Source organism: Streptomyces sp. NPDC056738 (assembly GCF_042790435.1).
GTDB lineage: Bacteria > Actinomycetota > Actinomycetes > Streptomycetales > Streptomycetaceae > Streptomyces.
Genome location: NZ_JBHTZF010000001.1, coordinates 176,932 through 199,333, shown reverse-complemented (window position 1 = coordinate 199,333; position 22,402 = coordinate 176,932). Strand labels below are relative to the sequence as shown.

Below are 22,402 nucleotides of genomic sequence, written 5' to 3'. Positions count from 1 at the left end.
GATCAACGCCGTGAGCGGCTCCCCGCACGGCCGGACAGGCCGCCGGACGGAAGGTGACAGGTTCGTGAAGCCCCTGCGACTGCTGACCATGAACACCCTCTTCACCGGAGACGTCCCGGCTCGGCTGCGTGCCCTGGGGGCGGCGCTCCAGGAGTCCGACTACGACATCGTGTGTCTGCAGGAGGTCATGTTCCGCCGCAACGTCCGGCTGATCCGCCGTGCCGCTCCCGCGTACGGGCACTTCGCCTGCTCGGGCACGGTCCTGCTCAAGGGCGGCCTGGTCCTGCTCTCCCGGTGGCCCATCAAGGAGCGGCGGTTCGTGCGGTACCCGATGACGAGCCCGGTGCGCGGCGAGTTCTTCATGCGCAAGGGCGTCCAGGTGGCGTCCATAGCCACACCGGACGGCGAGCTGGTGGTCGTGAACACGCACCTGTCGGCCAACCGCGACGACGACTGGTCCCCGGCGAACCGGTACACGCGGATCGCCGAAGCTGAACTCGCTCTGGTGGCGGGGTTGATCGAGGGCGTCGGCCCGTCCGTGCCCGTCGTCGTGGTGGGCGACCTGAACGTCCCGCGGGACTCGGCCGTGCTCGCCGACTTCGTCGCAGCGGCAGGGCTACGGGACGTCCTCGCCGGCGACACGCGTCCGACCTACCGGCCCACTCCGCAGTGGCCCACGCCGCCGGCGCTGGACCACGTACTGGTCCGGGCGGCGGCGGGGGAGACCCTGACCGGCGGCGCCGACTTCGTGTTCCAGGACGAGGTGACACTGGGCGACGGCCGCCGTGCCTACCTGTCCGACCACTACGGCGTACAGGCGCGACTGATCCGGTCGAAGTGACACGGAGACCTGCCCGCCGGGTCGAGGCATCCCCCGAGCGATGCTCCCGCGCCGCAGGAAAGGCCGGGCTTCGAGGGTTGACTGTCGCGGGGCGGCAACCGGCAGGATGATGCGCTGAACCGAAGATCCCGCACGCACGTAAGAGGAATGGGGACGGGGTCTCTCAAAACGCCCGTTCCCTCACGTCACCCGGGTACGCACCCGACCGACCCAAGGAGTACGCACCCATGAGCACCGCACCCCTGAGCGACCGGCTGTCGAGCCACCAGCCCCTCGTCCTCGGCCTGTTCCGCATCGTCGTCGGCCTGCTCTTCGCCAGCGAGGGCGCCGCCACGCTCTTCGGGATACTGGGGCGGCAGAGCAGCCCCGTGGGGGACTGGCCGTTCTGGTACGCGGGTGTCATCGAGCTGGTCTGCGGTGTCCTCGTACTCCTCGGTGCCGCGACGCGCGGCGCCGCGTTCCTCAGCTCCGGTGCCATGGCCTTCGCCTACTTCACCGAGCACCAGAAGAACGGCCTCTTCCCCTTGCAGAACGGCGGCCTGTCGCCCGCGCTGTTCTGCTGGGCGTTCCTGCTCCTGGTGTTCTTCGGACCCGGCGCCCTGTCCCTGTCCAGCCTGGTCCAGGGCAGAGGCACCGCACGGCAGACAGCCGGACTCGACGCGGTCTGAGCGGTCGGCCAGGCCCCAACGGCGGCTCGGAGGCGCCGGACGCGGCCGAACACGTCCGATTCATCGACGAGTTCGGCCGGCCGGCGACCTCCCGAGCGAGCCGGGTCTTCGGCGGTGACGTCTGCGGTCGGGCGTCACGCAGACCGTGAAGCTCGCTCCGGACGTCCTCGGTCAGGAAGGCCGCCCGCCGAACTGCCAGTTGTGCACCTCGATGTCGGCGTACCGGTCCGCGGTGAGCACGGCGCGCGCCGTTTCCGGGTCCGTGGCCCGGAGCAGCACCGCCGTGCCCAGCCAGGTGGCGCCGTCGTCGGACAGCAGAGGCCCGTAGGCGATCAGGTCGTCCGTGTCGTGCGGTAGAGCGAGGTCGGCGGCCCGCCCTTGGCCGAGACCGATCACCAGATACCGGTTGCCGCCGGTCCGGCCGCCGGGGAAGTCCCACATGGTGCGTCCCAGCACGTTGCGCCAGCGTCGCAGCAGCACGTCCCGGTAGACGCCTGCCTGGTAGTTGGGCTCGTCGAAGACGAACGCGCGGGCGGTGGCGTGATCGGGCAGGTCGACGATGTGCACGCTGCCGGTGGCCGTGTCACCGTCGTCGGTGAGGGTCGGGCCCCGGGCGATCATCTCCTTCGCGTACTGGTCCATATAGGACCAATGCTTCTCCAGCAGTTCGTCGCGCAGTGGCCCGGAGCCGGGCCGGTCGCGGTGGTAGCAGAGGAACTCCATGCCTCCAGGGTCCCCGCGCGGACATGACAGAGCGAGCGATTTTCACGGTGTCGGTCGAACGTCGACCGGTTTGGCACCCAAACGTTGGGTCATGGTGGCTGACGAGCCGGTCGCGATGGCTTCGCGGGCGGTGACGTGCGTCGTTTCGGTCGTGCCGCGGCGAGCGACGAGCCCCGGAATGCGTGAGCGAGGAGACGCGGCACGGCAGGGGAGGGGAGACGCGGCACGGCGTGGGTGAGGCGTTCTGGCGTTGACATCTCCCCGGGCAGTCGCTTTACTCCCCGACAACACCGGAGCCGTGCTCCGTGTGCAGAGACACGCCCAGCCGGTATGCAGGCCTCGCGCCACGAGCCCGGCCCAAGTCGCCAGGACGTTCTGACGCGTCCGAGGCGGGGACGTGCCCTCTCCCCCCATGGGAGCTCATCCACATGAGCCAATTCGGCCGAACCTCCCGCATCCTCATGGGCGCCGTCATCGGCGCGGCAGCGCTGGTCGGCGCCCTGGTCGCCCCGGCGACCTCGGCGCAGGCCGCCTCCGTGCCCCTGCCGCCCACCCACGTCGGCTTCGACTATCAGATCGGCGGTGCCTACACCCCGCCGACCGGCGTCAAGGTCGTCACCCGGGACAACGCCGCCTCGCCGGCGGCAGGCCTGTACAACATCTGCTACGTCAACGCCTTCCAGGCACAGCCGGGTGCCGAGGGCGAGTGGGACTCCGACCTGCTGCTGCGCGACGCCTCCGGCAAGGTCGTCTACGACGAGGACTGGGGCGAGGCCTTCCTCGACATCGGCACCGACGGCAAGCGCCAGCGGATCGCGGCCAAGATCGGAAGCCTGATCGACCGCTGCAAGTCCAAAGGCTTCCAGGCGATCGAGCCCGACAACTACGACAGCTACACCCGCTCCGGGAACCGCCTGACGGCCGGCAACGCGCAGGCGTACATCAAGTTGCTCTCCGCCCGCGCCCACACGGACGGCCTGGCCATCGCCCAGAAGAACACGCCCGAGCTGGCGGGCAACCACACCGCCAACGGGCTGGACTTCGCCGTGGCCGAGGAGTGCGGCCAGTACGACGAGTGCGGCGACTACACCAGCGCCTTCGGAAACAACGTCATAGTGATCGAGTACACCAACTCCGGCAGGTCCAAGGCCTGCAACGGGTGGGGCGGCACGCTGAGCATCGTCCAGCGCGACGTGGACGTCAAACCGGCGGGCAGCAGCGGCTACGTACGCAAGACCTGCTAGACGACGGCGCCGATTCCGCTCGGGCGACGGCCTGCGACGGCTCTTTGCCGCCGCAGGCCGTCGCGCGCCTGTCGTTCTCGTGCCGAGCCGTGGGCTTTCAAGCCTGCGCTTGTCGGCGTCAAGCCTGAGGTGATGAGCGTCAGTCGGCGCCGCGCTCCTGAAACGTCGTCGTCAAAGCCCGCAGCAGCCGCTCCACGTACTCCCGCTCGGCATCCCCGAACTGCGGGTACTCGGTGACGAAGTGGTTCCATTCCACATACCCGACGGCCTCGACCACGTCCTCGTACAGGATCTTCTCGCGCTGCGGATACGGCCATTCGCCCGACAGCCGAAACACCTCGTGCAGCAGCTCGTAGTGGAGCGGATGCCGCTCGGCCAGCAACACGGCGTCGTACAAGTCCTTGCCCTGTCCGTGTATGTCATTGATCAGCCACATCAGCTTCCAGGCGAGCGACAGCTCAGGTGTGGCCGCCTGTACGACGGTGCCGCCCGCCAGTTCGGTTCGTCGGGGCGCCTCGGCCAGTTGCTCGTTGAAGACGAAGTCGAGTTGGACGTGGCCGCCCGGCAGCCCCGGCGACGACCACGGCAGCACCATGCGGCGGCCCGGTACCCGGTCATAGGTCCAGATGTCCTCTACCACCGCACCTCGCGCCGAGATGTCCACTCCCTCTCCGCGCGCCGCGGCCAGCGTCTGCGCCGCCGAAGCGATCCCGTGCAGCATCGGGTCCGTACGGCCGTCGTCGATTCCCCAGGTGTCGGGGACGACGACGAAGTCCAGGTCCCCGGGCTCGCGGGCGAAGTCGGGGAACCACACGGACATCAGCACACTGCCGCGCAGCACCAGGGCGTCCACCCACTGCGACGTGGCGATCGCATCCAGGACCAGATGCAGGGCCCGGCGCCGGGCCGTCCGCCATGCCGTGCCCCGCGCCGGATCCCCGAACCGCGGGTCGGTCGCGCGGTACGCGTTCTGATGGTGCTTCAGCGACGGGTCGAAGACGGGTCGCTGCACCACGTCGTCACCCGGCACCCACGCCAGCGTCTTCGGCAGGTCCTCGGCCTCGCGCGTCGCCTCGTCCAACGGTTGCCGAGGCAACTCGGTGTCCCGCCGGCCCAACCCCTTCCACGCCTTCCCGGTCATGTCCGTACCCCCACAGGCTCCTCGATCCAACCGTCGTCCAGGGACAGGTCACTGTCGTGGAGCACGAACTCGCGCTCCACGCTCACCACTTCGCATCCGCCGAGCTCCCTGAGCAACCGCTCCAAGGCCAGTCCCGCCTCATCGGCACCGACTTCGCGGCAGCGCTGCGTCACGAACCGCTCGTGCCGCGCGCCGGCCCGTACACGCGAGGCGTTCCACGACAGATGGGCGCCGTGCGGCATCACGCGGGCCGCGAGCGCGGTCAGATCCGTGCCCGCGTCGAGCAGCAGCTTCACATGGTGCTCGAAGTACCGCTCGTCGTCCCTTCCGAGACGATCCGGTACCTCCGCCGCCCACGGCGTGCACTCGGTCTTCACCCGCACCGGATCGAAGCCGGCCGCGCGGAGCCGCGCCACCACGTCCCGCACCCGCTCGGCCTCCTGCCTGTACGACGGGGAGCCGGACAGGGTGAGCATGGGCTGTTCGGGCATCCTGCCGCGCGCCAGCACGATGTGCGTCACCTTGAGCCCGCCCAAGGCCGCCCACCGCCGCAGGCGAACCCACTCGTCGGAGTCGGCACAGCGGACGGTCACATGAGATTCGTACAGGGAAACGGACACTCGCGGATCGTGCCAGACCACGGCCGTTCAGGCCCATTCGATTTCCGGTGACCGTCCCTACAAGGACATGCCGCAGTACAGGCGTCGTTCCGGCGCGGCGTCGCGCGCGAGTTCGCCGAGGCGCCCCAGGAAGTCGGCCATCAGCTCAGGGTCCACCCCGCGACCGTCTTCGGTGCGGGTCCATGCGGCGGCGGCCGCGAGCAGGTGCTCCGGGGTGGCCTCGGCGAGGGCGTCACGGAGGGAGTCCGTGAGCGAGACGAGCCAAGGCCCTTCGTCCGCAGGGTCGTTGAGCAGTTCACAGAAGCGCGGGTCGGCTTCCACCCGCTCCTCGGACAGTCCGGTCAGGTGGGCCTCGACCGTTCCGAGGAGCATGTAGGGATCGGCCCCTTTGAGGCCGAGCGTGCCGAACGGGTCGGCCATGCCGTGGCCTTGGAACAGTGCGAGGGCCTGCGTGTCGTCGGTGGCCGCGTAGTAGTCGTAGATGTTTCCCATGGACGCATCGTGCCACCGTGCTTCGAGGAGGTCTCCAACCGCCGCTTCACCGGCTCCGCTTCGCGGAGAAGACCAGCCCGCTTCGGCCATAGGGGCTTTCGGCCACGAGGAAGCCGTGGACCGTGCCGAGGAGTTCCGCTTCCGACTGATGCGTCAGGCGGGCCACCTGCTTGCCGCTCCTGGCGTCGAGGGCCACCAGGCTGAGCGTGCCATCCGCCTTGCTGCCGGTGAGCAAGTAGACGGTGCGGCCGTCGCTGAAGCCACGCTGCCCGTCCTCGACCGTGAGCCCGGTGACTTCCCAGCGCTTGTCGCCGCTCTGGTCGTAGGCGGTCACACCCCGTTCGGAGGCCACCACCACGATGCTGTCGTCCTCCGCCCGGACCTCGCCACGCACCTTGGCGACTCGTCTGCCGGTGGCACTGTTGAGGAACAGCACGGTTCCGTCCCCCTCGCGCCCCTTGCGGGAGACCACTATGTGATGGCGAACGTTGTAGACGGTCGTGCCGTACGCCTTGCCCAACGCGGCCGTCCACCGGACGGTGCCTTTGCGGGGATCGACGCGGATGAGGCGTCCCGCGTCCGTGTACGAGTCCGACTGCTGGTAGAGAAGGGCGTAGTTGCCGCCGATGTCGCCGGAGCCGAAGTTGTCGGCCATTCCGTCATAGCTGTTCCGCGACCACCGCATCTTGCCCGACTCCAGGTCCAGAGCGCACACCCAGCCGTACGACGAAGCCCCGGAGACCAGGACCGCATCCGCCCTCGGGCGGAACCGGATGTCTTCACCCCGGCTGACCACATCGGTGATCCTGGTGGCCCAGACAGGTTTTCCGGTTCGTCCGTCGAGGCGGGCCACGAAACTGCCGACGACGCTCCGGTCGCTTCCCTTGGGTGTCACGTTGGCCCAGTTGACGATGAAGTCACCGTCGACGGGCCAGACCTGCTCGGCATACGAGAACTGTGCGGACGACTTCCACCGCTGAGCGCCGGTGGCTGGATCGGAGGCGACAAGTGCCGTTCTGTCGTCCGGCAGCGTCAGCACGACACCGGCTCCGACCGCTACCGGCTTGTCGTCGAGTTCACGGGGCTTGGACGCGAGGGTCCGGGGGCCGAACGGACCCGGCTCGGACGGTACGACGGCCGGAGCGGCAGCAGCACGACGCGGGCCGGAGTCGGTGGCGCAGGCGGCGAGGGCGGGAACGGCGACGGCTGCCAGCAGGAAGCCGACGGCCACGCGGGGACGGAAGGAGGAGGGCATGGCGGATTCCCGAGGGGCGAAGGACGGAGGGGGAACGGCTGAGGGGCGAACGGCTGAGGAGTGAACGACTTCCTGGCGGGGGAGACGTGCGGGAGCGGGGCGGTGAGACAGACGGTGTGGGCTGGGCGTCGGTGACCCGTCAGACACGTGTGATCGCCGGTGCGTGAATTCCGGGGACCTACACGAGTAACCGCCGAGCTGTGCGATCTTCATATCAGCTCCTGAAGGGGCCTGTCACCCCACGCTGACCAGGCAATATCGCGAAAAGAAGAATCGTCCAAGGGAATGGTCCTGCGCCAAGGAATGGTCCTCTGCTGCCGTGGAGCGCCCGGACCCGGGAACGTGACCCGGGAACGTGCTGCGGGGTGTGGCCGGTGCGGCCCGGCCTCTGATGGCTCGCGGCGGTCAGGGCACCGGTTCGGATGCCGGTGCGGGTGCTGGCCCGGATGCGGGCCCGCATGCTGGTCCGGACGCCCGAGGGCCTCGTTGCAGGTAGGCAATCGCGTTGGGTAGAGCGGTCGGGAAGATGAGTACGACAGCTCATGCCATGGCCGGGACGGGCCTCGACGATGGAGTTCATCAATCGCCGAGTGGCCGGGAGCCCGTTCATGCTCAGCCGTACCGCCAGCACTCTGGTATCCGCCGTCGGACGGCTGTCCGTGACGTGTGACCCCGATGCGAGCTTCGCGCCGGGGAGCATCGTCGTCGCGAACCACACGTCCCTGGCCGACCCCGCCGTCGTGATCGCCGCTCTGTACCGCCTGGACGTCACGCCGGTCATCATGGCCACCGCCGGGCTGTGGCACATCCCGCTGCTGGGCCGATCTCTCACCCGCGAAGGTCATATCCCTGTCCACCGGCGTGACCGGCGAGCCGCCGGAGCGCTCGACCTGGCGGCACGGGCCCTCGAGGAAGGCCGACTGGTTCTCATCTACGCCGAGGGCGGCCTGCCCCGCCGCAGGGATGCCGCCGAGGCGGCCCCTGGTGACTTCCGCACCGGTCTGGCGCGCCTCGTCGAACGCACCGGCGCCCCTGTCGTGCCGGTCGGCCAGGCCGGCGCCCGCCGTGTCACCTCGGGCAGCAAGATCAAGCAGGTCGCGGGCCTCGTCACAGCGCCGTTGCGTCGGCCCGATCTGCACGTCCACGTCGGTGCCCCGATCGTGCTGACCGGTGACAACGCGGCTCGCACGGCACGGGCTCGTACGGCGGTGACCACGGCGTGGAGGACGGCGGCCGCCCACCTCGGTGAGCCTGCCGCCCTCGCGCATTAGCGCGGGGAGCCGGCCGCCACGTACCCGGTCCGCCGTCTTGAACCTCGGGCCCGTCGCACGGCAGGTTTCAGCGCCCGCACGTTCGGGCTGGGGCCATCCGAGTGTGCTGAAGCCGTGTCAGGCCACCGGCCGAAAGCCGATTGGCCATGCTGGGCGGGAATCAGCACGCTTTCCAGCGACGAGGAGTACGGCATGCCGATGGACTCGGTGGCTAGATTTCTGGCGGCTCTGAACCCGGAGGACCGGCAGGCTGTCGACGCGGAACCGAGCGAAGAGCAGGAGCGCCTCGCTGCGGCCTGGGAAAGCGAGTTGGAGTCCGACGACGAACTCGACACGCTCGACGAGTTGTCGCCGCCCGCGGCAGAGGCGGAGGCGGCCCGCCGTGTGCTTGGCCGACGAGACGGCTGACCGCCTGTGGTACCCGTGCCCGTCTCGATGCTTCTGTTCATGTTGACGGGCCTCTGGAGCCGAAGCCGGACGCAGGCGCGCGTCGCCCTGTCAGGTGCCCGGCGTGTCACGTGCCCGGCGTGTCAGGGGTACCCGGGCTTGCGCAGGACGAGGATGACCATGTCGTCGTGGCCGTCGCCGGGGCAGGGCGGGCCGATGTCCTGGCTCGTGTCCTCGATGGTCAGTCCCGCGACTGGTCGACGCCGCAAGGCGTGAACGGTAGCGACAAGTCGGGAGTCGCCGACCGCCGGAGCCATCCAGCAGTCACGTTCACGCTCTTCGAAGCTCGAAGGGGTCACGCACGAACGCTGTCCTCGACCTCTCGGAGGCAACGGTTCAGGCCGTACAGCCCGCGACGGGTGTGGCTCTTGACCGTTCCCAGCGGCAAGCCGGTGACCTGGGCGATCTGGGTCTGCGTGAGATCGTCGTAGTAGGCGAGGCTGAGCACGCGCCGCTGCGCCGCCGGGAGCTTCGACAGCTCGTGACGGATGAGGACGCGGTCCAGCACCGCGTCGGGCTCACTGGGGCGTACCCGCGTGCTCACGATGGCCCCCGCTGCCGCCACCAGGTCGGCCCTGCGTGTCCTGGCGTGCAACGCGTCGGCGATCTTGCGCCGGGTGATTCCGACGATCCACGCTGCCAGGGCGCCACGTTCGGGTGTGAAGCCGGCTCGCCCCCGCCACGCGGCGAGGAACACCACCTGCGTGACGTCCTCCGCCTCGGCCGCGTCCCCGAGAGAGCGCCACGCCAGGGTGTACACCAGGCGACCCCATCGGTGGTACGCCCCGGAAAGGGCCTGCTCGTCGCCGCTGGCGAACGCTGAGGCGAGTTCCGCATCAGGGATAGACCCCTGAAGGGGAGCCGCGAGCGGAGCACTCTCAAGGGGCTGCTCTGTCATCTGCTGTGAGGTCATGGCGACTGCTCCTCGAACAGGGCGGATCACGCCATCTCTCCGGCAGAGGGGACCGCTGCAAGGTCTCACCGTCTGTTGTGGTGTCTGGCGCATCGATTCGCGCGGGGCGATTCCCGCTCTGCCACCATCCGAAATATCGATGCAGCGGGCAACATGCATCGACTGTGCATCGGATTGGACCCATGCCGTGGGCGGCTCGCAGCCTGCCACGGCGGCGGGCACGGACACGGGCATGCGCGGCTAGCCCGCTTGTCCGCCCGCAGGGGGCGGCACGGACAGGGGGTGCGCCACCCGCGCGTGTCTCGGGTGTGAGTGCGGGCCCCGATGGGGAACCGCGCGCCTGCTCGTGGTGGTGCGGGAGCGGGCGCCAGTACGGCACGCGTGACGGCCCGGTCGCAGACGCGTCAGGTGCTGGGCAGTGATACCGGTGTTCCGAACCGCACCGGCACGCCAGGCGCGTACAACACGCTGACCGGCGCCGCCTCCGGCCGGGACAGACCTGCGGCCGCGATGAGAGAGTCGTCCCAGCCGAGCAGGGAGCAGCGGCGGAAGGACCACTCGGGGTGGGTGTTGGGGAGGTAGTAGGAGCGCCCGAACGCGTGTCCGTGGAGTCCCCAGCGGTTCGTGAGGAACTCCTCGACGGGGTCTGCGGCCATGGGGACGCTGTCCACCTCGAGCCACACGCGAGCCTCGGCGTTCGATGCCCCTCGGCGGCTGGTCCGGTACAGCAGGCGGTTGTCGAACCACCGGCTGTGGATACGGGACCACCGGTACGGGAGCCGGAAGGACGCGTCGGCGGCCAGGACGGGCACCAGGCGGTCGCATTCCAGCGAGCGGAACACCACTCCTCGGCGCCCCATCGCGTCACGGCTGTAGAGACGGACGTTGACCTCGTCGAAGGACCCGAAATACGGGATCGCCGGGGCGCCACCGAAGGAGAGATCGCGCATACGGAAGAAGACCAGGCCCACGTACGCGCGGCCGTTGTGAAGGTCGGGGACGGTGCCGGGCGGCAGAAGCCCGGCCACCTGGAACGGGTCGGCGGGCCAGTGCAAGAACACCAGGTCGCGCCACTCCTGCCGGAACAACGTATGCCGCAACTCCCGTGGCGCGCGGGGGGTCACCGGCTCCACGGGGTGCATGGTCCGGTGATACCGCCGGGTCGATCCACTGTCGGGCACGGTTGCTCCTGGGTCGCCCGCCCTATCGCTCGACGTCGAGCGGGGCGTCATGGCCCGGTTTGACCACACGGGCGCCCGCCGAGAGTGCGGCGACGATCGCGTCCACCGCGTCGGCGACGGGCACTCCTGCCGGCAGCACGGGGGGTGTTCCGAGAACGGCTCGGTCGCCGAATCCTGTCTCCACGTGGGGCAGACGGATCTCCAGCGCCGTGACCCCGGACGCGCGCTGCTCGCGCCGGACCGCCCGGAGCCACGCGGCCAGTCCCGCCTTCGAAGCGGAGTGGTCGGCCATGCCGGCCAGGGGTGAGTCGGCCACGACACCCGTGATCGCCGCGATCACGCCGCCCGGTTCGAGGAGGGGCAGGGCGGCTCGCAGAAACGTGATGGGGGCCAGCGCGTTGACGGTGAACAGGTGCTCGGCGACGGCGTCGCTCACCGATTCGGCCGGTCCGAAGGCGGCGCCGCCGACGCAGACGACGACACCGTCCAGCCCACCGAGTCGGTCGGCGGCCCAGGTCACCGTGCGTGCGCACTGTTCGAGGTCGTAGGCGTCGAAAGCGAGGGCAGGGGCGTCGCCGCAGGCCTGGGAGACGCGGGCGAGACGTTTCTGGTCGCGGCCTGCGACGGCCACGGCGGCTCCCTGCTCGTGCAGCCGCAGAGCCAGAGCGGTGCCGAGGACTCCCGTGGCGCCGGGAACCAGGATCCCGGCATGGCTGATGACCATGCCACACCTCCCTCGCCCCGGTTGGACGCGGGGCAGTTGGACGACTCACCTCCCCTTTCGGCGGGCGATCGATCCGTGGATGCGGCAGCGGACCGGCCGCAGGCAACTCCCGCCCGCCCCCGTTCCGGCCCACCAGCGCGCGGCCCCGTGAACTGTGTGCGCGCTTGCTCCTTGAGGGATGAGCCCGAGCTCCGTCGCGGAGAGGCTCGCGTGCGGATCACCCCCGCATCTGCGAACAGCCTGAAACAGGAATGAGGTGACAAAGCAGACCAAAATAGGTCGCTCGTTCATGGCGAGAGGAAAGCTAATGATCGTGAAGAAGCTGCACGATGCCGGCGTCCAGAGCGAACACGCCTACGCCGCAGCCTTCGGCTCCATCGGCCTTTCACTCGTCTCCTGGCTGGCCTCCAACAAGCAGGAGAACCTGGAACGGGCCGACCGCTGGGGCATCTTCGTGGGGGAGTGGGCGCCCACCTTCTTCGCCCTGGGGCTGGCGCTGGCCAACTACGAGATGAGCGAATCTGTGGAGGTCGACCGCTGATCGACGGGGCCGCGTCGGTCATGACGTTGGAGCGGAGGAAGTCCGACTTCCCCGCTCCGCTCGCCCGAGGTGCTCCAGCGGGGACGTGAGGACGACGGCCCTCTATGGGCAGCCGCGGCGGAAGGCCGTCGAACGGGCCCGGGAAGAAGCTCCGTTCGACACGGAGCCGCTTCGCGACCGCCTGTGAACCTGGACTCACCTCGGCCGAAGCCGGCGAGCCGACCGCGTGTTCCGCGGCCCTCCCGCTTCGTCGCGGGCGAGCCGCGGCCTGCTGCTTGTGCGGGCGGCCTCCATGACCGGCGTGGTCCGGTCTCGGACGCCGCCCTCACGCACCGCGCATCCATCCGGGCACTTCGGTGCGAAATGTGACCAATAGCGTTCGGCCTGCGTTCGCAACCCGCGGCCGTCCGCCTTCCGGACCGAGAAGACGCTGATGCGAGACATGGTGACGATGGAGACGAGCTCGGTGACGGAGCTGCTCAGCAGCGGGATCGAGGAGGTCTCCGCCGAGCGCCACAGCGGACCGGACATGCTGCCCACATGGCGCGAGCTGGGGCTGGAGTCGATGTCGGCGATGCTGGTCGTATCGGTGAGTCAACGCGGAAGCCGCTACTTCGAAGCGCTGTGCCAATGGCCTCGGTGGCATGCTCTGAACGAGCGCGCGCTGGCGGTGACGCATCACCCCCTGCTCATGGCCGAGTCGGCTCGCCAACTCGCCGCTGCCCTGGAACCGCGGTATCTCAAGGGACCAGATGCCGGCCGACTCCAGCCCGTCTCGGTGAGCCTGGGAGTGGACTCGAGAGTGCGACCGGTAGAGCGCGGCGCCGCTTCCAGCGTGCTGATGCACGTCACGATCAGCGATCTCGTCGTACGCGTCGGTTCTGTCGCCGCGTACCGGCTGACGGCCGAGTTCTTTCACGCCGGCACCCACTTCGGTACCTGCGGCATGACGCTGGCCCGCCCTTCACATCCTCGACCGGAGGAGGCCGTGGCCTCCACTCCGGATCCGGGCCTGCTGCATCCTGCCCCGGCAGCCGTGGGAACGTCGGCCGAACCGGACGTGCTGCTCGCGCGTGGAACACAAGGCCGGCTCGTGATCGCCCCCTGCGACCCGGGGCACCCGGTGCTTCTCCCGGGTCGACCCGCCCTGTTGCCGACACTCGCAGTCCTGGAAGCAGGAAGACAGGCGACGCTGCTTTACCGGGGAGCCCTGCCGTCCGCTGTGGTCGGCATGGCCGTGCGACTTGACGCGCCGGTGCCAAGCCGAGGGGCGGTCGTAGAGGTGGTGGCCGAGGGCGGCGCCTCGCGCTTCGTCGTGAAGTCCGGCGAACGGATCGCGGCCGTGGGAACGGTGTCCCTGTTGCAAGCCTGAAGGCAGCCTATGGGCTGCGGCCGTTGGCGCTCGTGTGGCGCCGGGCTGGGCCGAACTTTCACCCTGCTTGCGTGCTTGTACGAGGGGTGCCACAGAGCCGCCTTGGGCCGCGACGTATCTCGTGGACCTCGACCTCACGTTCTGGCGGTCGGGGACCGCGTCGACGTATTCGACTTCGGCGTGCAACTTCGCGCCTGGGCTGGTGGGTTAGTGCCCGGTGGTTGGTGGGGTGGGTGGTGTGGTGGGTCCGGTTGTGGTGGTGGTGAAGGTGGTTTGGTTGTTTTGGGTGCCGGTGATTTCGATGGTGGTTGTGGTGTTGTTGTCGGGTGTGATGCGGGTGATGTGGATGTGGCAGGGTTGGTCGAGTTCGGTGTAGCGGTGGAAGGTGGTGGTGGCGGTGGTGGGGGTGTAGTGGGGGGAGCCGGAGGCGTGGTAGGCGGCTTGGCGGGCGGCTTCGATGAGGACCATGCCGGGGATGTGGTCGGTGGGGTGGTCGAAGAGGGTGGGGTGGTTGTGGTTGGGGGTGAGGAGCCAGTGGTGGGGGTGGTCGGTGGGGGTGAGGACGACGTCGTGGGGGGTGCGGCGGTTGACGGTGGCGGGGGGCATGGGGGCGTGGTGGACGGTGCCCGGCGTGCCGAGGCTGTTAGTGGTTGCTGAGGCGGCGGCGGTGCCTGCCGTCCCGGCCGTGGTGCCTGCCACTCCGGCCGTTCCTGCTGTTCCTGTCATGCCTGCCGTGTCGCCGGTCGTGGTCGTTCCTGCCGTTCCGGCCGTGTCGCCGGGCGTGGTGGCTCCTGTCGTCCCGGCTGTTCCTGGCGTCCGGGCTGTTCCTGGTGTCGGGGCTGTTCCTGCGGTACCGCCCGCGGTGACCGTTCCCGTTGTTCCCGCTGTGTCGCTGGTGCCCGTAGTGTTCGTGGCGGCTGTGGGGATGGTTCCTGCCGTACTGCCCGCGCCGCTCGTGCCGCCTGCGGTGATTGCTCCTGCTGTGCCGGCGATGCTGTCTGTTCTTGCCGCCGCGTCTGCTGAGCCTGCCGTTCCTGTGGTGCCGCCCGCCGTGCCTGCTGTTCCCGCTGTTCCCGCTGTGTCGCCCGTGGTGGTTCCCGCTGGTCCTGCCGTGCCGCCCGCGCCTGTACTGCCCGTGCCGCCTGTGGCGATTGTTCCTGCTGTGTCGCCGGTGCGGTCTGTTCTCGCCGCCGTGTCTGCTGAGCCTGCCGCTCCTGCTGTGCTGCTCGCCGTGCTTGCTGCTCCTGCTCTGCCTGCCCCTGTTGTGCTGCCTGCCCCTGCTGTTCCTGCTGCTGTTGCTGTGTGTGTGTTTGGTGTGGTGGGGGTGCCGCGGAGGCGGGTGTAGGTGGTGGGGTTGGTGGTGGAGAAGGTGGCGGTGCCGTGGGCGATGGGGGTGTTGTTGCGGTGGATGGTCATGTGGAGGGTGGCGCGGTTGATGGTGTGGCGGCGTTGGTTGAGGTGGGTGCAGTGGGCGTGGATGGTGAAGTCGGTGGGGGTGGGGCCGATGGTGAGGTGGTGGGGGTGGGTGGTGTAGGTGAGGTTCCAGAGGATGAAGTGGTGGCCGAGGGGGACGTTGAGTCCGGTGTGGGCGAGGAGCATGCCGGCCTGGCGGAGGGTTTCGGCGACCTGGAGGGGGTCGTGGGCGGTGCCGTCGGGGGTGGTGAAGTAGGGGTGGGCGCGGGGCCATTGGCCGGTGAGGGTGTAGGTGAGGGGGGTCTGGGGGGTGCAGGAGGTGAGGAAGACCTCGGCGAGGCTGGCGCGGTGGACGTACTCCTTGGGGACCGTGGTGGTCAGGCGGGGTAAGTCGTGTGTTCCCGGGCTGCTTTCGGTGGTGATCAGGTTCATGGCTGCCCCCCGTCTTGTAGCCGCGTCCGACGAGTCCATAAGATACGGACCTACCGGTTTTGTTGGCCGGAAGCGCTAGGTAAAGACTTCACCAAGTTCATGCTGGAAACGTGAATAACTGCCTCCGTTTTCACGGTGCAGCAGCGAAAAGACCGGTTCGGGTGGGGGTGTGGGCCTGGTGGAAACCTGCTTGACGGTTTTCTTTCGTTCGGTGCGAGGTGGGTGCCGGGGGAGACAACCGCCGGTGCGGGGGTGCCGGCCCCGCCTCCGGGCCCTGCCGTACGGCCCCGCGGCACAGCTCCACCAGCTCCACCGCGGCTGTGTGACACGGCTCCATCAGTTCCACCGGCTCCACCTTCGGTTCTGCGGCGCAAGGCCACCGGCTCGGTGTCGCGGCTCCACCAGTTCCACCGTGACTGTGTGACACGGCTTCACTGGCTCCATCTTGACTTTGCGTCACGGCTCCACCAGTTCGACCGGTTCCACCTTCGGTTCTGCGGCGCGAGGCCACGGGCTCGGTGCCGCGGCTCCACCGGCTCTGCGTCGCGGCTCCACCGGCTCCATCAGCTCGGTCCTTCGGTTCTGTGTCGCGGATCCGTCAGCTCCTGTGATGCGGCTCCATCTGCTCCACCAGCTCGACGTCCGGCCCTGTGATGCGGCTCCACCAGTTCCACCGGCTTCATCGGCGCCAGGTCGATTCGGTGGTGCGGTTCCACCGTTCCGTCTTCGGTTCTGTGGCGCGGCTTCAGCGTCGACTGCTGCGGCACGGTGCCACCTTGACTGTGTGACGCTGCTCCACCGGCTCCACCGGCTCCACCGGCTCCACCGGCTCCACCGGCTCCACGGTTGTGTTTCGCGGTTCTACCGGCTCCACCGGCTCGGTGTCGCGGTTCTACCGGCTCGGTGTCGCGGTTCTGTCGGCTCTACGGGTTCCAGCGGTTGTGTTGGCGCGGGTTCGCGTTCGGCTGCTGCGGCACGGTTGCACGTCGGCTGTGTGATGTGGCTCCACCGGCTCCACGTTCGACCGTTGCGGCGCGGCTCCACTGCTCCATGTTCGACCGTTGCGGTGCGGTTCCACTGCTCCTCGTCCGGCTGTTCGGGCGTGGTTGCGTGTTCGGCTCTGTGATGCGGTTCCACCGGCTCCACGGGTTCCAGCGGCTCCGGGTTCGATCGTTGCGGCGTGGCTCCACTCGTTGCACGTTCGGCTGTTGCGGCAGCGTTCCACCGCTCGAGGTTCGGTTGTTGTGGCGTGGCTTCACGGGCTTCGCGTTGGGGTCTGTGGCGCTGCCTCCGTTGGTTCCGGGTTCGGCTTTTTGTGGTGCGGCTCTATTGGTTGTTGTGTTGTCGGTTTGTGTCGGGGTTTTTGGTTGTGTGAGGGGGAGATGGGGATGTCTGGTGGTCTGGGTTCGTTGAGGTTGGTTGCGGTGAATTTGGATGGGGTGTTGTTGGAGGATTCGTTCAGTCCGGTGATTTATCGGGTGGCTGGGGCGTATGGGGTGGCGTATAGCCGGGAGTTGGAGGCGGGGGTGTTGTCGCAGCCGCGTGAGGTGGCTGCGGGGGTGTTGGCGCGGGCGATCGGGTCGGGGGTGGGGGCGGGGTGGGTGACGGGGGTGTATTTCGCGGAGCGGGAGCGGTATGTGCGGGAGCATCCGGTGTCGTTGACGCAGGGGGCGTTGGAGTTGGTGGGGCGGTTGCGGTCGTTGGGGTTGGAGGTGGTGTGTTACGGGGGGTTGGGGGTGCGTCATTTCGATCGGTATCTGGGGGAGTGGCGGTCGCTTTTCGCGGGGCCGGGTTATGTGTGCACGGATGGTTTCCGGCCGGGGATCGGGGAGATCGCCGGGTGTTTCGGGCTGGGGTTTTCGCAGGTGTTGTTCATCGATGACGTGGCGCGGTTCGCGGGGCATGCGCGTGGGCTGAGGGTGCCGTTCATCGGGCATCCCTCCACGTTCCGGCACGGTTTCCAGCGGGAGGCGATGCGGGAGGTGGGGGTGCGGCATCTGGTGTCGCAGCTGGGGGAGATCGACGAGGCGTTGCTGCGGGTGGTGGACGGCGAGGCGGCGCGGGACGCGGTGTGGCCGGGCCCCGATGCGGCCCCCGCCGACACCGGCATGAGCGCCGGTTCCGGTATGGGCGTGGATGCCGGTGTGTTCGCGGGTGCGGGTGCCGGTATGGGTGCGGGCGCGTTCGCGGGCAGGGGCGCCGGTATGGGTGCGCTCGCGGGCGCCGGTGCAGGTCCCGGCACCGGGGTTGGCGTGCTCGCGGGTGCGGGTGCGGGTGCGGGTGCCCCTGCCGGTGTTGGGGTGGGGGTGCTTGCGGGCGCCGGCGTCGGTGCTGGTGCGGGTGCTGGTGCGGATTCCGCCTTCGACGTGGGTGGCGGCGCCGGTGTTGGTGCGGGTGCCGGCGTCGGCGTGGGTGGTGGGTTGTGGGGGTGAGTGGGGGTGGTGGGGGGTTGTTGGAGGGGAAGGTTGTGCTGATCACGGGTGCGAGCAGTGGGATCGGTGCGGGTGCTGCGCGGGTGTTCGCGGAGCAGGGTGCGGTGGTGGTGCTGGCGGCGCGGCGTGGGGAGCGGTTGCGGGAGCTGGCGGGGGAGTTGGAGGGGGTGGGTGCGCGGGTGGGCTGGCGGGTGGTGGATGTGCGGTGCGGGGATGAGGTGCGGGCGTTGGTGGAGTTCGTGGTGGAGCGGTACGGGCGGTTGGATGCGGCGTTCAACAATGCGGGTGTGGGGCTGGAGCGGTCGCCGTTGCATCTGCTGGGGGACGACGCCTACGACACGGTGATGGACACCAATGTGCGCGGGGTGTGGAACTGCATGCGCCATGAGATCGCCGCGATGCTCGAGGGCGGCGGGGGCGCGATCGTGAACACCAGCAGTGTGGGGGGTCTGGTGGCCTCCTCGACGGGGGCGCCGTACATCGCGTCCAAGCATGCGGTGATCGGTCTGACCAAGGCGGCGGCGGTGGAGTACGCGCAGGCCGGTATCCGGGTCAACGCGGTGGCGCCGGGGCTCACCCGCTCGGAGATGGTCGACCAGTGGCTGCAGGTGCCGGAGGCGAGCCGGCGTGCGCTGCGCTCGGCGCCGGCGCAGCGGGCCGCGGAGCCCGAGGAGGTGGCGCGGGCGGCGGCGTGGCTGTGCAGCGAGCAGGCCAGTTTCGTGACGGGAGCGACCCTCGCGGTGGACGGAGGACGCACCGCCTGGTGACCTGCCCCGGCACGATCCCCGCACCACCCGGCAGCGCGGGCGCCCGCCCGGCGGCCGGGCACCGTGACGGGGACGACGCCCAGGTGCTGACCGCCCGGATGGTGACGGCGGGTCAGCGGCAGCGGCGTGCAGGCGGCACCGCGGGAGGCGGCGTGGCGTGGCGGTGGTGCGCGGGCGGCGCCGTGACGATGACGACGCCTGGGCTGGGACCGCCTGGGCGGTGACGGCGGGTCAGCGGCGGTGTGCAGGCGCCACCGTGGCGGCGGCGTATGGGCGGCGCCGGGCGATGACGACGCCTGGGCGGTGACGGCGGGTCAGCGGGGGTGGCGTGCGGCCGCGCCGTGATGGTGGCGACGCCTGGGCGGGGAGCGCCTGGACTGTGACTGCGGGTCGGTGGGGGCGGCGCGCGGGCGGCCTGGTGGTGGCGACGGAGGTTTCGTGACTCCGGTGGGGCGGTGGCGGTTCGGCGGCCGGTGCTGGTGGAGCGGCGGTGTGGTGGTGGCGCGGGGGTGGTGACGGCGGTGCGGTGGCGCCGGGTTGAGGGTGTGACAGGTGGTGGCGGGGCCGGTGTGAGGGGTGGCTGGTGGGGCCGCTGCGGCGGTGTGGTGCGGGTGGGTGTCGTCGCAGGTGCCGGGCGGGTGTGTGCCGGTGCCGGGGCGGGTGTGGGGTTGTGCCGGGTGGGGGTGTGGTCGTGTCGGGTTGGGGTGTGCTGCCGGGGGTAGGAGGCTGACCGTGGGGTAAGGTACCTCACGTTCGGTTTTGTTTACAGGAGCGTGGAGGGTCCCATGGCGCAGCAGGAACGTGCGGTACGGACCCGGCGCGCTGTTGTGGAGGCGGCGGCGGCTGTTTTCGCCGAGCGTGGTTACGCGGCGGCGACCATCGCGGAGATCCTCGAGCGTGCGGATGTCACCAAGGGTGCTCTGTACTTTCATTTCGGTTCCAAGGAGGCTCTGGCGCGGGGGGTGATCGATGCGCAGATCACGGCGGACTACTGGGTGCCGCGGGAGCTGAAGCTCCAGGAGCTGGTGGACATCTGCATGACGCTGGCGCACCGGATCCCGCAGGACGTGGTGTTGATCGCCGGTATCCGGCTGTCCGCCGATGTGCAGGGGCGGGAGCTGTTCGGCAGTGCCTGGCCGGCGTGGACGGAGCTGGTGACGGCGAAGGTCACGGAGGCCAAGGAGCGCGGTGAGGTGCTGCGGCACATCGACCCGCACGAGACGGCGGAGTTCATCCTGGGTGCCTGGCTGGGCATGCAGCACCTGTCGGAGGCCTACGCCGGCTGGGCCGATCTGCCCGAGCGGGCCTCCACGCTCTTTCGGTACGTCCTTCCCGCGATCGCCACCCCGGCCGCCCTGGTCAGCCTGGACATCGCGCCGGACCGGGGCCTGCGGGTCATCGAGGAGGCCCGGCGTCTGGCAGCCCAGCCCCAGCCTGAGCCCCAGCCGGCGGCAGGCTGACCCGGCAACACCCCCGGGTCCCGGCCACCGGCCCGCATTCCTGCAGTCCCGCACCCCGCAGTCCCGAACCCCGCGCTCCTGGCCGCGGGCCCGCACCCCGCAGTCCGCGCCCCGAGTCCTGTGGTCCGCACTCCGCGGTTCCTTCGGTCCGTGGTTGCGCGCTCCGAGTCCCGCGCCCCGTACCCCGTGGTCGGTGTTCCTGGCCGCGGTCCCGTCCCCCCGCGGCTCGCATCTCGTGATGCCGCGCCCCCGAGTCCTGCGGTCCGCGCCCGCACTCCGTACTCCGCGCTCTGTGCCGGTGTTCCCGGGGCGCCCTGGTCGCGGGCTCGTGGTCCGTGTCTGTGCGCCCTGTCCTCTCGTGCTCTGGGGTCCGGTGCTCCGTGTCGGGTGTCGGTGTTTCCGGGGGTGGCGGTGGGGTTTTCGGGGTGTGTTGGGGTCTGGCGGGGTGTGCAATCAAACCTGGCGGAAGGTTTCTCCAGGGGGGTCTGGTGTCCGGGTGGTGGCGTCGGTGACGGCATGTTGTGCGGTCGTGTCGTTAGGGTGCGGGTTTCACCGGGGCGGGCGGGGTGCGGCAGAGCCTGTAACCGACCGGGTGACCTGTTCCGGGCGGGCCCGGCCGGGTGGTGGGGCGGCTGCCCTGTCCGGGCATCCCCTGGTGAACAGGGGACTTGCGGGCTCTGCCCGGTGAGGGTGTCGGAGGGAGAGTCGTTCCGTGCAGCAATAACCAACCAGACATGCGGTTTGATAAGGTGGTGGGGGGATGAGGTTGGTCGGCAGGGAGGGTGCACATGGTCAAGCAGGCGCGGGCGGCTCGTACGCGTGAGGCCCTCATCGTCGCTGCGGCCGAGGTCTTCGCCGACAACGGTTATGCGCTGGCCAGCCTGCCGGCGGTGAGCAGGCGGGCCGGGGTGAGCACCGGTGCGCTGCATTTCCATTTCGCCAGCAAGGAGGCGCTGGCGCGGGAGGTGGAGGGGGCCGCGGCCGATGTGGTGGGCAAGATGGCGGCGGGCTGCCGTGGTTCGGCGGACACCCTGCTGCAGTCGCTGGTGGACGCGACCTGCCGGCTGCTGGCCGCCGTGGCCGGTGATCCGGTGGTCAGGGCCGGTTTCAAACTGAGCCATGATCCCTCGCTCAAGGGCGGACAGGAGTCCGGGGGGCTGGTGCGGTGGTGGTGCGAGTGGGTGCAGGACCTCATCGCCCAGGCCGGGGAGGAAGGCGAACTGGCCGGCGGGGTCTCGCCCGAGGACGCCGCCGCGGCCGTCGTCGCCGCGACGGTCGGCTTCGAGACGCTCAGCGGCTGGGACCTCGAGTGGGTCTCGCTGGAGCGGACCGCACGGTTTTGGACCTTCCTGCTGCCCCTGCTGGCCGCCTCCCCGCAGCAGGTCCGCGTCGAGCCGGACACCGCCGCCGGCGCGGGCGCACCGCAGGACCCGGACGAAGCCACCGAGTGACCGACCCCGCCCGGCACCGGCCCGCACCAGCCGCGCCGCTCGGCACCGGCCCGCGCCGCCCTGCGCCGGGCGGGCCGACGGGGCCGGGAGCTCGCAGGTGGCCGGGAGTTGACGGGAGTCGGCTGACGGCGGTGATGCTGACGGGTGTTGGCGCCCTCGGCGGGGGCCTGCGCAAGCGGGCGCCGCCCGAAGCAGGCGTGCCGACGGGAGTTGGGGATGCCGGCAGGTGCCGCCCCCCGGTGATGCCGACCTGGTTGCCGGGTGGCGGGTGCTGCCTTGGGGCCGGTGGTCACCTGCGTCGGTGATATCGATGGTCGGCGGGGCTGGCGCAGCGCCCCGGGCCTGCGGCGCCCACGAGTCAGGGAGCTGACCGGAGATCGGCTGACGCCGGTGCTGGCGGCAGGCGCCGGTGGTGCCGACGGGTGCCGCCCTAGGCGGGCGGGCCGACGGGATCCGGGGATGCCGTCGCAAGCCGGCCGGTGCATGCCTCGGGCCGGTGACGCCAGCCCGGTTGCCGACGTCAGGTGTTGCCTTGGGCCGGTGGTGACCTGAGTTGGTGGTGTCGTCGGCCGTCGGAGGCTGGCAGGCGTCGGCGGATGCTGCTCCGGGTTGCGGCGCCATGCCGGGCCCGGCGCCGCCGAGGGTTCGGGAGTTGACCGGAGGCCGGCTGAATCCAGTCACGCGGGCGGGTGCCGTCCGTGGCGGGCGTGTCCAGGGTGTCGGTGATGCCGTCGGAGGCAGGCCTCTGAACCGGTGATGCCAACGCGGTTGCCGGGGGTGGGTGTTGCCTTGGTTTCGGCGCTGACCCCGAGGCGGCGATGTCGACAGCCGGTGAAGCGCCGGGGGCTGGCAGGGGTCGGTGGGTGCTGCCCCCCGGCTGGTGATGCCAACCCGGAGGTCGGGAGTGGGTGTTGGCTTGGGCCGGTGCTGACCGGAATCGATGATGTCGACGGCTGGCAGAGGCTGGCGGGCGTCGGAGGATGTCGCTCCGAGGTGCGGCGGTGTGCCCCGGTC

Annotated in this window: 21 protein-coding genes; 11 read left to right on the top strand and 10 right to left on the bottom strand. The window is 70.0% G+C overall.

All coding sequences use genetic code 11. From position 1 onward, the window contains the following. Positions 1-64: 64 nt before the first annotated feature. Both ACFRIC_RS00735 and ACFRIC_RS00730 read left to right on the top strand, forming a co-directional pair. Positions 65-841: an endonuclease/exonuclease/phosphatase family protein gene (locus ACFRIC_RS00735; protein WP_382778300.1), complete on the top strand. Its 777-nt coding sequence runs from the start codon at positions 65-67 to the stop codon at positions 839-841. 227 nt (positions 842-1,068) lie between these two features. After that, a complete protein-coding gene (locus ACFRIC_RS00730; RefSeq protein WP_382778299.1) occupies positions 1,069-1,509 on the top strand; it encodes a DoxX family protein in 441 nt (146 codons plus the stop codon). 171 nt (positions 1,510-1,680) lie between these two features. On the opposite strand, the gene ACFRIC_RS00725 is transcribed toward ACFRIC_RS00730, so the two are convergent. Beyond that, positions 1,681-2,232, bottom strand: coding sequence for a YciI family protein (locus ACFRIC_RS00725; protein ID WP_382778298.1), 552 nt, complete (start codon positions 2,230-2,232; stop codon positions 1,681-1,683). A gap of 428 nt (positions 2,233-2,660) precedes the next feature. Here ACFRIC_RS00725 and ACFRIC_RS00720 point away from each other — a divergent pair, with 428 nt between their 5' ends. After that, complete coding sequence (locus ACFRIC_RS00720) at positions 2,661-3,476, top strand: endo alpha-1,4 polygalactosaminidase (RefSeq protein WP_382778297.1); 816 nt, start codon at positions 2,661-2,663, stop codon at positions 3,474-3,476. 139 nt (positions 3,477-3,615) lie between these two features. Here the strand turns inward: ACFRIC_RS00720 and ACFRIC_RS00715 are convergent, their stop codons facing one another. From ACFRIC_RS00715 to ACFRIC_RS00700, 4 genes are read right to left on the bottom strand one after another with little or no spacing between them, the layout of a single operon-like run. Continuing rightward, positions 3,616-4,617 carry a nucleotidyl transferase AbiEii/AbiGii toxin family protein gene (locus ACFRIC_RS00715; protein ID WP_382778296.1) on the bottom strand — a complete coding sequence of 334 codons (1,002 nt, stop codon included), beginning with the start codon at positions 4,615-4,617 and terminating at the stop codon, positions 3,616-3,618. After that, on the bottom strand, positions 4,614-5,237 hold the full coding sequence (locus ACFRIC_RS00710) for a hypothetical protein (RefSeq protein WP_382778295.1): 624 nt from the start codon (positions 5,235-5,237) through the stop codon (positions 4,614-4,616). The genes ACFRIC_RS00715 and ACFRIC_RS00710 overlap by 4 nt, the downstream gene beginning before the upstream one ends. 57 nt (positions 5,238-5,294) lie before the next feature. Continuing rightward, positions 5,295-5,729, bottom strand: a complete 435-nt coding sequence (locus ACFRIC_RS00705) for a hypothetical protein (RefSeq protein ID WP_382778294.1) — start codon at positions 5,727-5,729, stop codon at positions 5,295-5,297. A 46-nt stretch (positions 5,730-5,775) separates the two neighbouring features. After that, on the bottom strand, positions 5,776-6,984 hold the full coding sequence (locus tag ACFRIC_RS00700) for a PQQ-binding-like beta-propeller repeat protein (RefSeq protein ID WP_382778293.1): 1,209 nt from the start codon (positions 6,982-6,984) through the stop codon (positions 5,776-5,778). Between the two features lie 608 nt (positions 6,985-7,592). Between ACFRIC_RS00700 and ACFRIC_RS00695 the strand changes: the two genes are divergently transcribed. Next, the gene (locus tag ACFRIC_RS00695; protein ID WP_382778292.1) at positions 7,593-8,255 is read left to right on the top strand and encodes a lysophospholipid acyltransferase family protein; all 663 of its coding nucleotides are present in this window, start codon (positions 7,593-7,595) and stop codon (positions 8,253-8,255) included. Between the two features lie 192 nt (positions 8,256-8,447). After that, on the top strand, positions 8,448-8,663 hold the full coding sequence (locus tag ACFRIC_RS00690; protein WP_382778291.1) for a hypothetical protein: 216 nt from the start codon (positions 8,448-8,450) through the stop codon (positions 8,661-8,663). 122 nt (positions 8,664-8,785) lie between these two features. On the opposite strand, the gene ACFRIC_RS00685 is transcribed toward ACFRIC_RS00690, so the two are convergent. The 4 genes from ACFRIC_RS00685 to ACFRIC_RS00670 form a co-directional block, all read right to left on the bottom strand. After that, positions 8,786-8,911 (bottom strand): hypothetical protein, encoded by a 126-nt coding sequence (locus ACFRIC_RS00685; protein WP_382778290.1) that lies wholly within the window; start codon positions 8,909-8,911, stop codon positions 8,786-8,788. An 86-nt stretch (positions 8,912-8,997) separates the two neighbouring features. Further along, on the bottom strand, positions 8,998-9,615 hold the full coding sequence (locus tag ACFRIC_RS00680) for a sigma-70 family RNA polymerase sigma factor (protein ID WP_382778289.1): 618 nt from the start codon (positions 9,613-9,615) through the stop codon (positions 8,998-9,000). 404 nt (positions 9,616-10,019) lie between these two features. After that, positions 10,020-10,796 carry a YqjF family protein gene (locus ACFRIC_RS00675; RefSeq protein WP_382778288.1) on the bottom strand — a complete coding sequence of 259 codons (777 nt, stop codon included), beginning with the start codon at positions 10,794-10,796 and terminating at the stop codon, positions 10,020-10,022. A 22-nt stretch (positions 10,797-10,818) separates the two neighbouring features. Then, positions 10,819-11,520 carry an SDR family NAD(P)-dependent oxidoreductase gene (locus tag ACFRIC_RS00670; RefSeq protein ID WP_382778287.1) on the bottom strand — a complete coding sequence of 234 codons (702 nt, stop codon included), beginning with the start codon at positions 11,518-11,520 and terminating at the stop codon, positions 10,819-10,821. A 307-nt stretch (positions 11,521-11,827) separates the two neighbouring features. On the opposite strand from ACFRIC_RS00670, the gene ACFRIC_RS00665 reads away from it, so the two are divergent. Both ACFRIC_RS00665 and ACFRIC_RS00660 read left to right on the top strand, forming a co-directional pair. After that, the gene (locus ACFRIC_RS00665) at positions 11,828-12,061 is read left to right on the top strand and encodes a hypothetical protein (protein WP_382778286.1); all 234 of its coding nucleotides are present in this window, start codon (positions 11,828-11,830) and stop codon (positions 12,059-12,061) included. A 433-nt stretch (positions 12,062-12,494) separates the two neighbouring features. Then, the gene (locus tag ACFRIC_RS00660; RefSeq protein WP_382778285.1) at positions 12,495-13,433 is read left to right on the top strand and encodes a hypothetical protein; all 939 of its coding nucleotides are present in this window, start codon (positions 12,495-12,497) and stop codon (positions 13,431-13,433) included. Positions 13,434-13,640: 207 nt separating this feature from the next. Here ACFRIC_RS00660 and ACFRIC_RS00655 read toward each other — a convergent pair whose 3' ends face one another. Further along, entirely contained in the window at positions 13,641-15,278 is a 1,638-nt protein-coding gene (locus ACFRIC_RS00655; RefSeq protein ID WP_382778284.1) for an AfsA-related hotdog domain-containing protein, read from the bottom strand. A 1,388-nt stretch (positions 15,279-16,666) separates the two neighbouring features. Here ACFRIC_RS00655 and ACFRIC_RS00650 point away from each other — a divergent pair. From ACFRIC_RS00650 to ACFRIC_RS00635, 4 genes are all read left to right on the top strand, one after another. Next, complete coding sequence (locus ACFRIC_RS00650) at positions 16,667-17,710, top strand: HAD family phosphatase (protein WP_382778283.1); 1,044 nt, start codon at positions 16,667-16,669, stop codon at positions 17,708-17,710. Beyond that, the gene (locus ACFRIC_RS00645) at positions 17,707-18,477 is read left to right on the top strand and encodes an SDR family NAD(P)-dependent oxidoreductase (protein WP_382778282.1); all 771 of its coding nucleotides are present in this window, start codon (positions 17,707-17,709) and stop codon (positions 18,475-18,477) included. The genes ACFRIC_RS00650 and ACFRIC_RS00645 overlap by 4 nt, the downstream gene beginning before the upstream one ends. Before the next feature lie 785 nt (positions 18,478-19,262). Then, the gene (locus tag ACFRIC_RS00640) at positions 19,263-19,937 is read left to right on the top strand and encodes a ScbR family autoregulator-binding transcription factor (RefSeq protein ID WP_382778281.1); all 675 of its coding nucleotides are present in this window, start codon (positions 19,263-19,265) and stop codon (positions 19,935-19,937) included. A 788-nt stretch (positions 19,938-20,725) separates the two neighbouring features. Then, complete coding sequence (locus ACFRIC_RS00635; RefSeq protein WP_382778280.1) at positions 20,726-21,388, top strand: ScbR family autoregulator-binding transcription factor; 663 nt, start codon at positions 20,726-20,728, stop codon at positions 21,386-21,388. Positions 21,389-22,402 lie beyond the last annotated feature (1,014 nt).

Bases quoted from the DNA above. Each gene is read 5' to 3' on its own strand.
- ACFRIC_RS00705 (WP_382778294.1), bottom strand. From the start codon at position 5,729: ATGGGAAACATCTACGACTACTACGCGGCCACCGACGACACGCAGGCC.
- ACFRIC_RS00690 (WP_382778291.1), top strand. From the start codon at position 8,448: ATGCCGATGGACTCGGTGGCTAGATTTCTGGCGGCTCTGAACCCGGAG.
- ACFRIC_RS00670 (WP_382778287.1), bottom strand. From the start codon at position 11,520: ATGGTCATCAGCCATGCCGGGATCCTGGTTCCCGGCGCCACGGGAGTC.
- ACFRIC_RS00695 (WP_382778292.1), top strand. From the start codon at position 7,593: ATGCTCAGCCGTACCGCCAGCACTCTGGTATCCGCCGTCGGACGGCTG.
- ACFRIC_RS00730 (WP_382778299.1), top strand. From the start codon at position 1,069: ATGAGCACCGCACCCCTGAGCGACCGGCTGTCGAGCCACCAGCCCCTC.
- ACFRIC_RS00655 (WP_382778284.1), bottom strand. From the start codon at position 15,278: ATGAACCTGATCACCACCGAAAGCAGCCCGGGAACACACGACTTACCC.
- ACFRIC_RS00650 (WP_382778283.1), top strand. From the start codon at position 16,667: ATGTCTGGTGGTCTGGGTTCGTTGAGGTTGGTTGCGGTGAATTTGGAT.
- ACFRIC_RS00640 (WP_382778281.1), top strand. From the start codon at position 19,263: ATGGCGCAGCAGGAACGTGCGGTACGGACCCGGCGCGCTGTTGTGGAG.
- ACFRIC_RS00725 (WP_382778298.1), bottom strand. From the start codon at position 2,232: ATGGAGTTCCTCTGCTACCACCGCGACCGGCCCGGCTCCGGGCCACTG.
- ACFRIC_RS00720 (WP_382778297.1), top strand. From the start codon at position 2,661: ATGAGCCAATTCGGCCGAACCTCCCGCATCCTCATGGGCGCCGTCATC.
- ACFRIC_RS00700 (WP_382778293.1), bottom strand. From the start codon at position 6,984: ATGCCCTCCTCCTTCCGTCCCCGCGTGGCCGTCGGCTTCCTGCTGGCA.
- ACFRIC_RS00635 (WP_382778280.1), top strand. From the start codon at position 20,726: ATGGTCAAGCAGGCGCGGGCGGCTCGTACGCGTGAGGCCCTCATCGTC.
- ACFRIC_RS00665 (WP_382778286.1), top strand. From the start codon at position 11,828: ATGATCGTGAAGAAGCTGCACGATGCCGGCGTCCAGAGCGAACACGCC.
- ACFRIC_RS00715 (WP_382778296.1), bottom strand. From the start codon at position 4,617: ATGACCGGGAAGGCGTGGAAGGGGTTGGGCCGGCGGGACACCGAGTTG.
- ACFRIC_RS00660 (WP_382778285.1), top strand. From the start codon at position 12,495: ATGCGAGACATGGTGACGATGGAGACGAGCTCGGTGACGGAGCTGCTC.
- ACFRIC_RS00680 (WP_382778289.1), bottom strand. From the start codon at position 9,615: ATGACCTCACAGCAGATGACAGAGCAGCCCCTTGAGAGTGCTCCGCTC.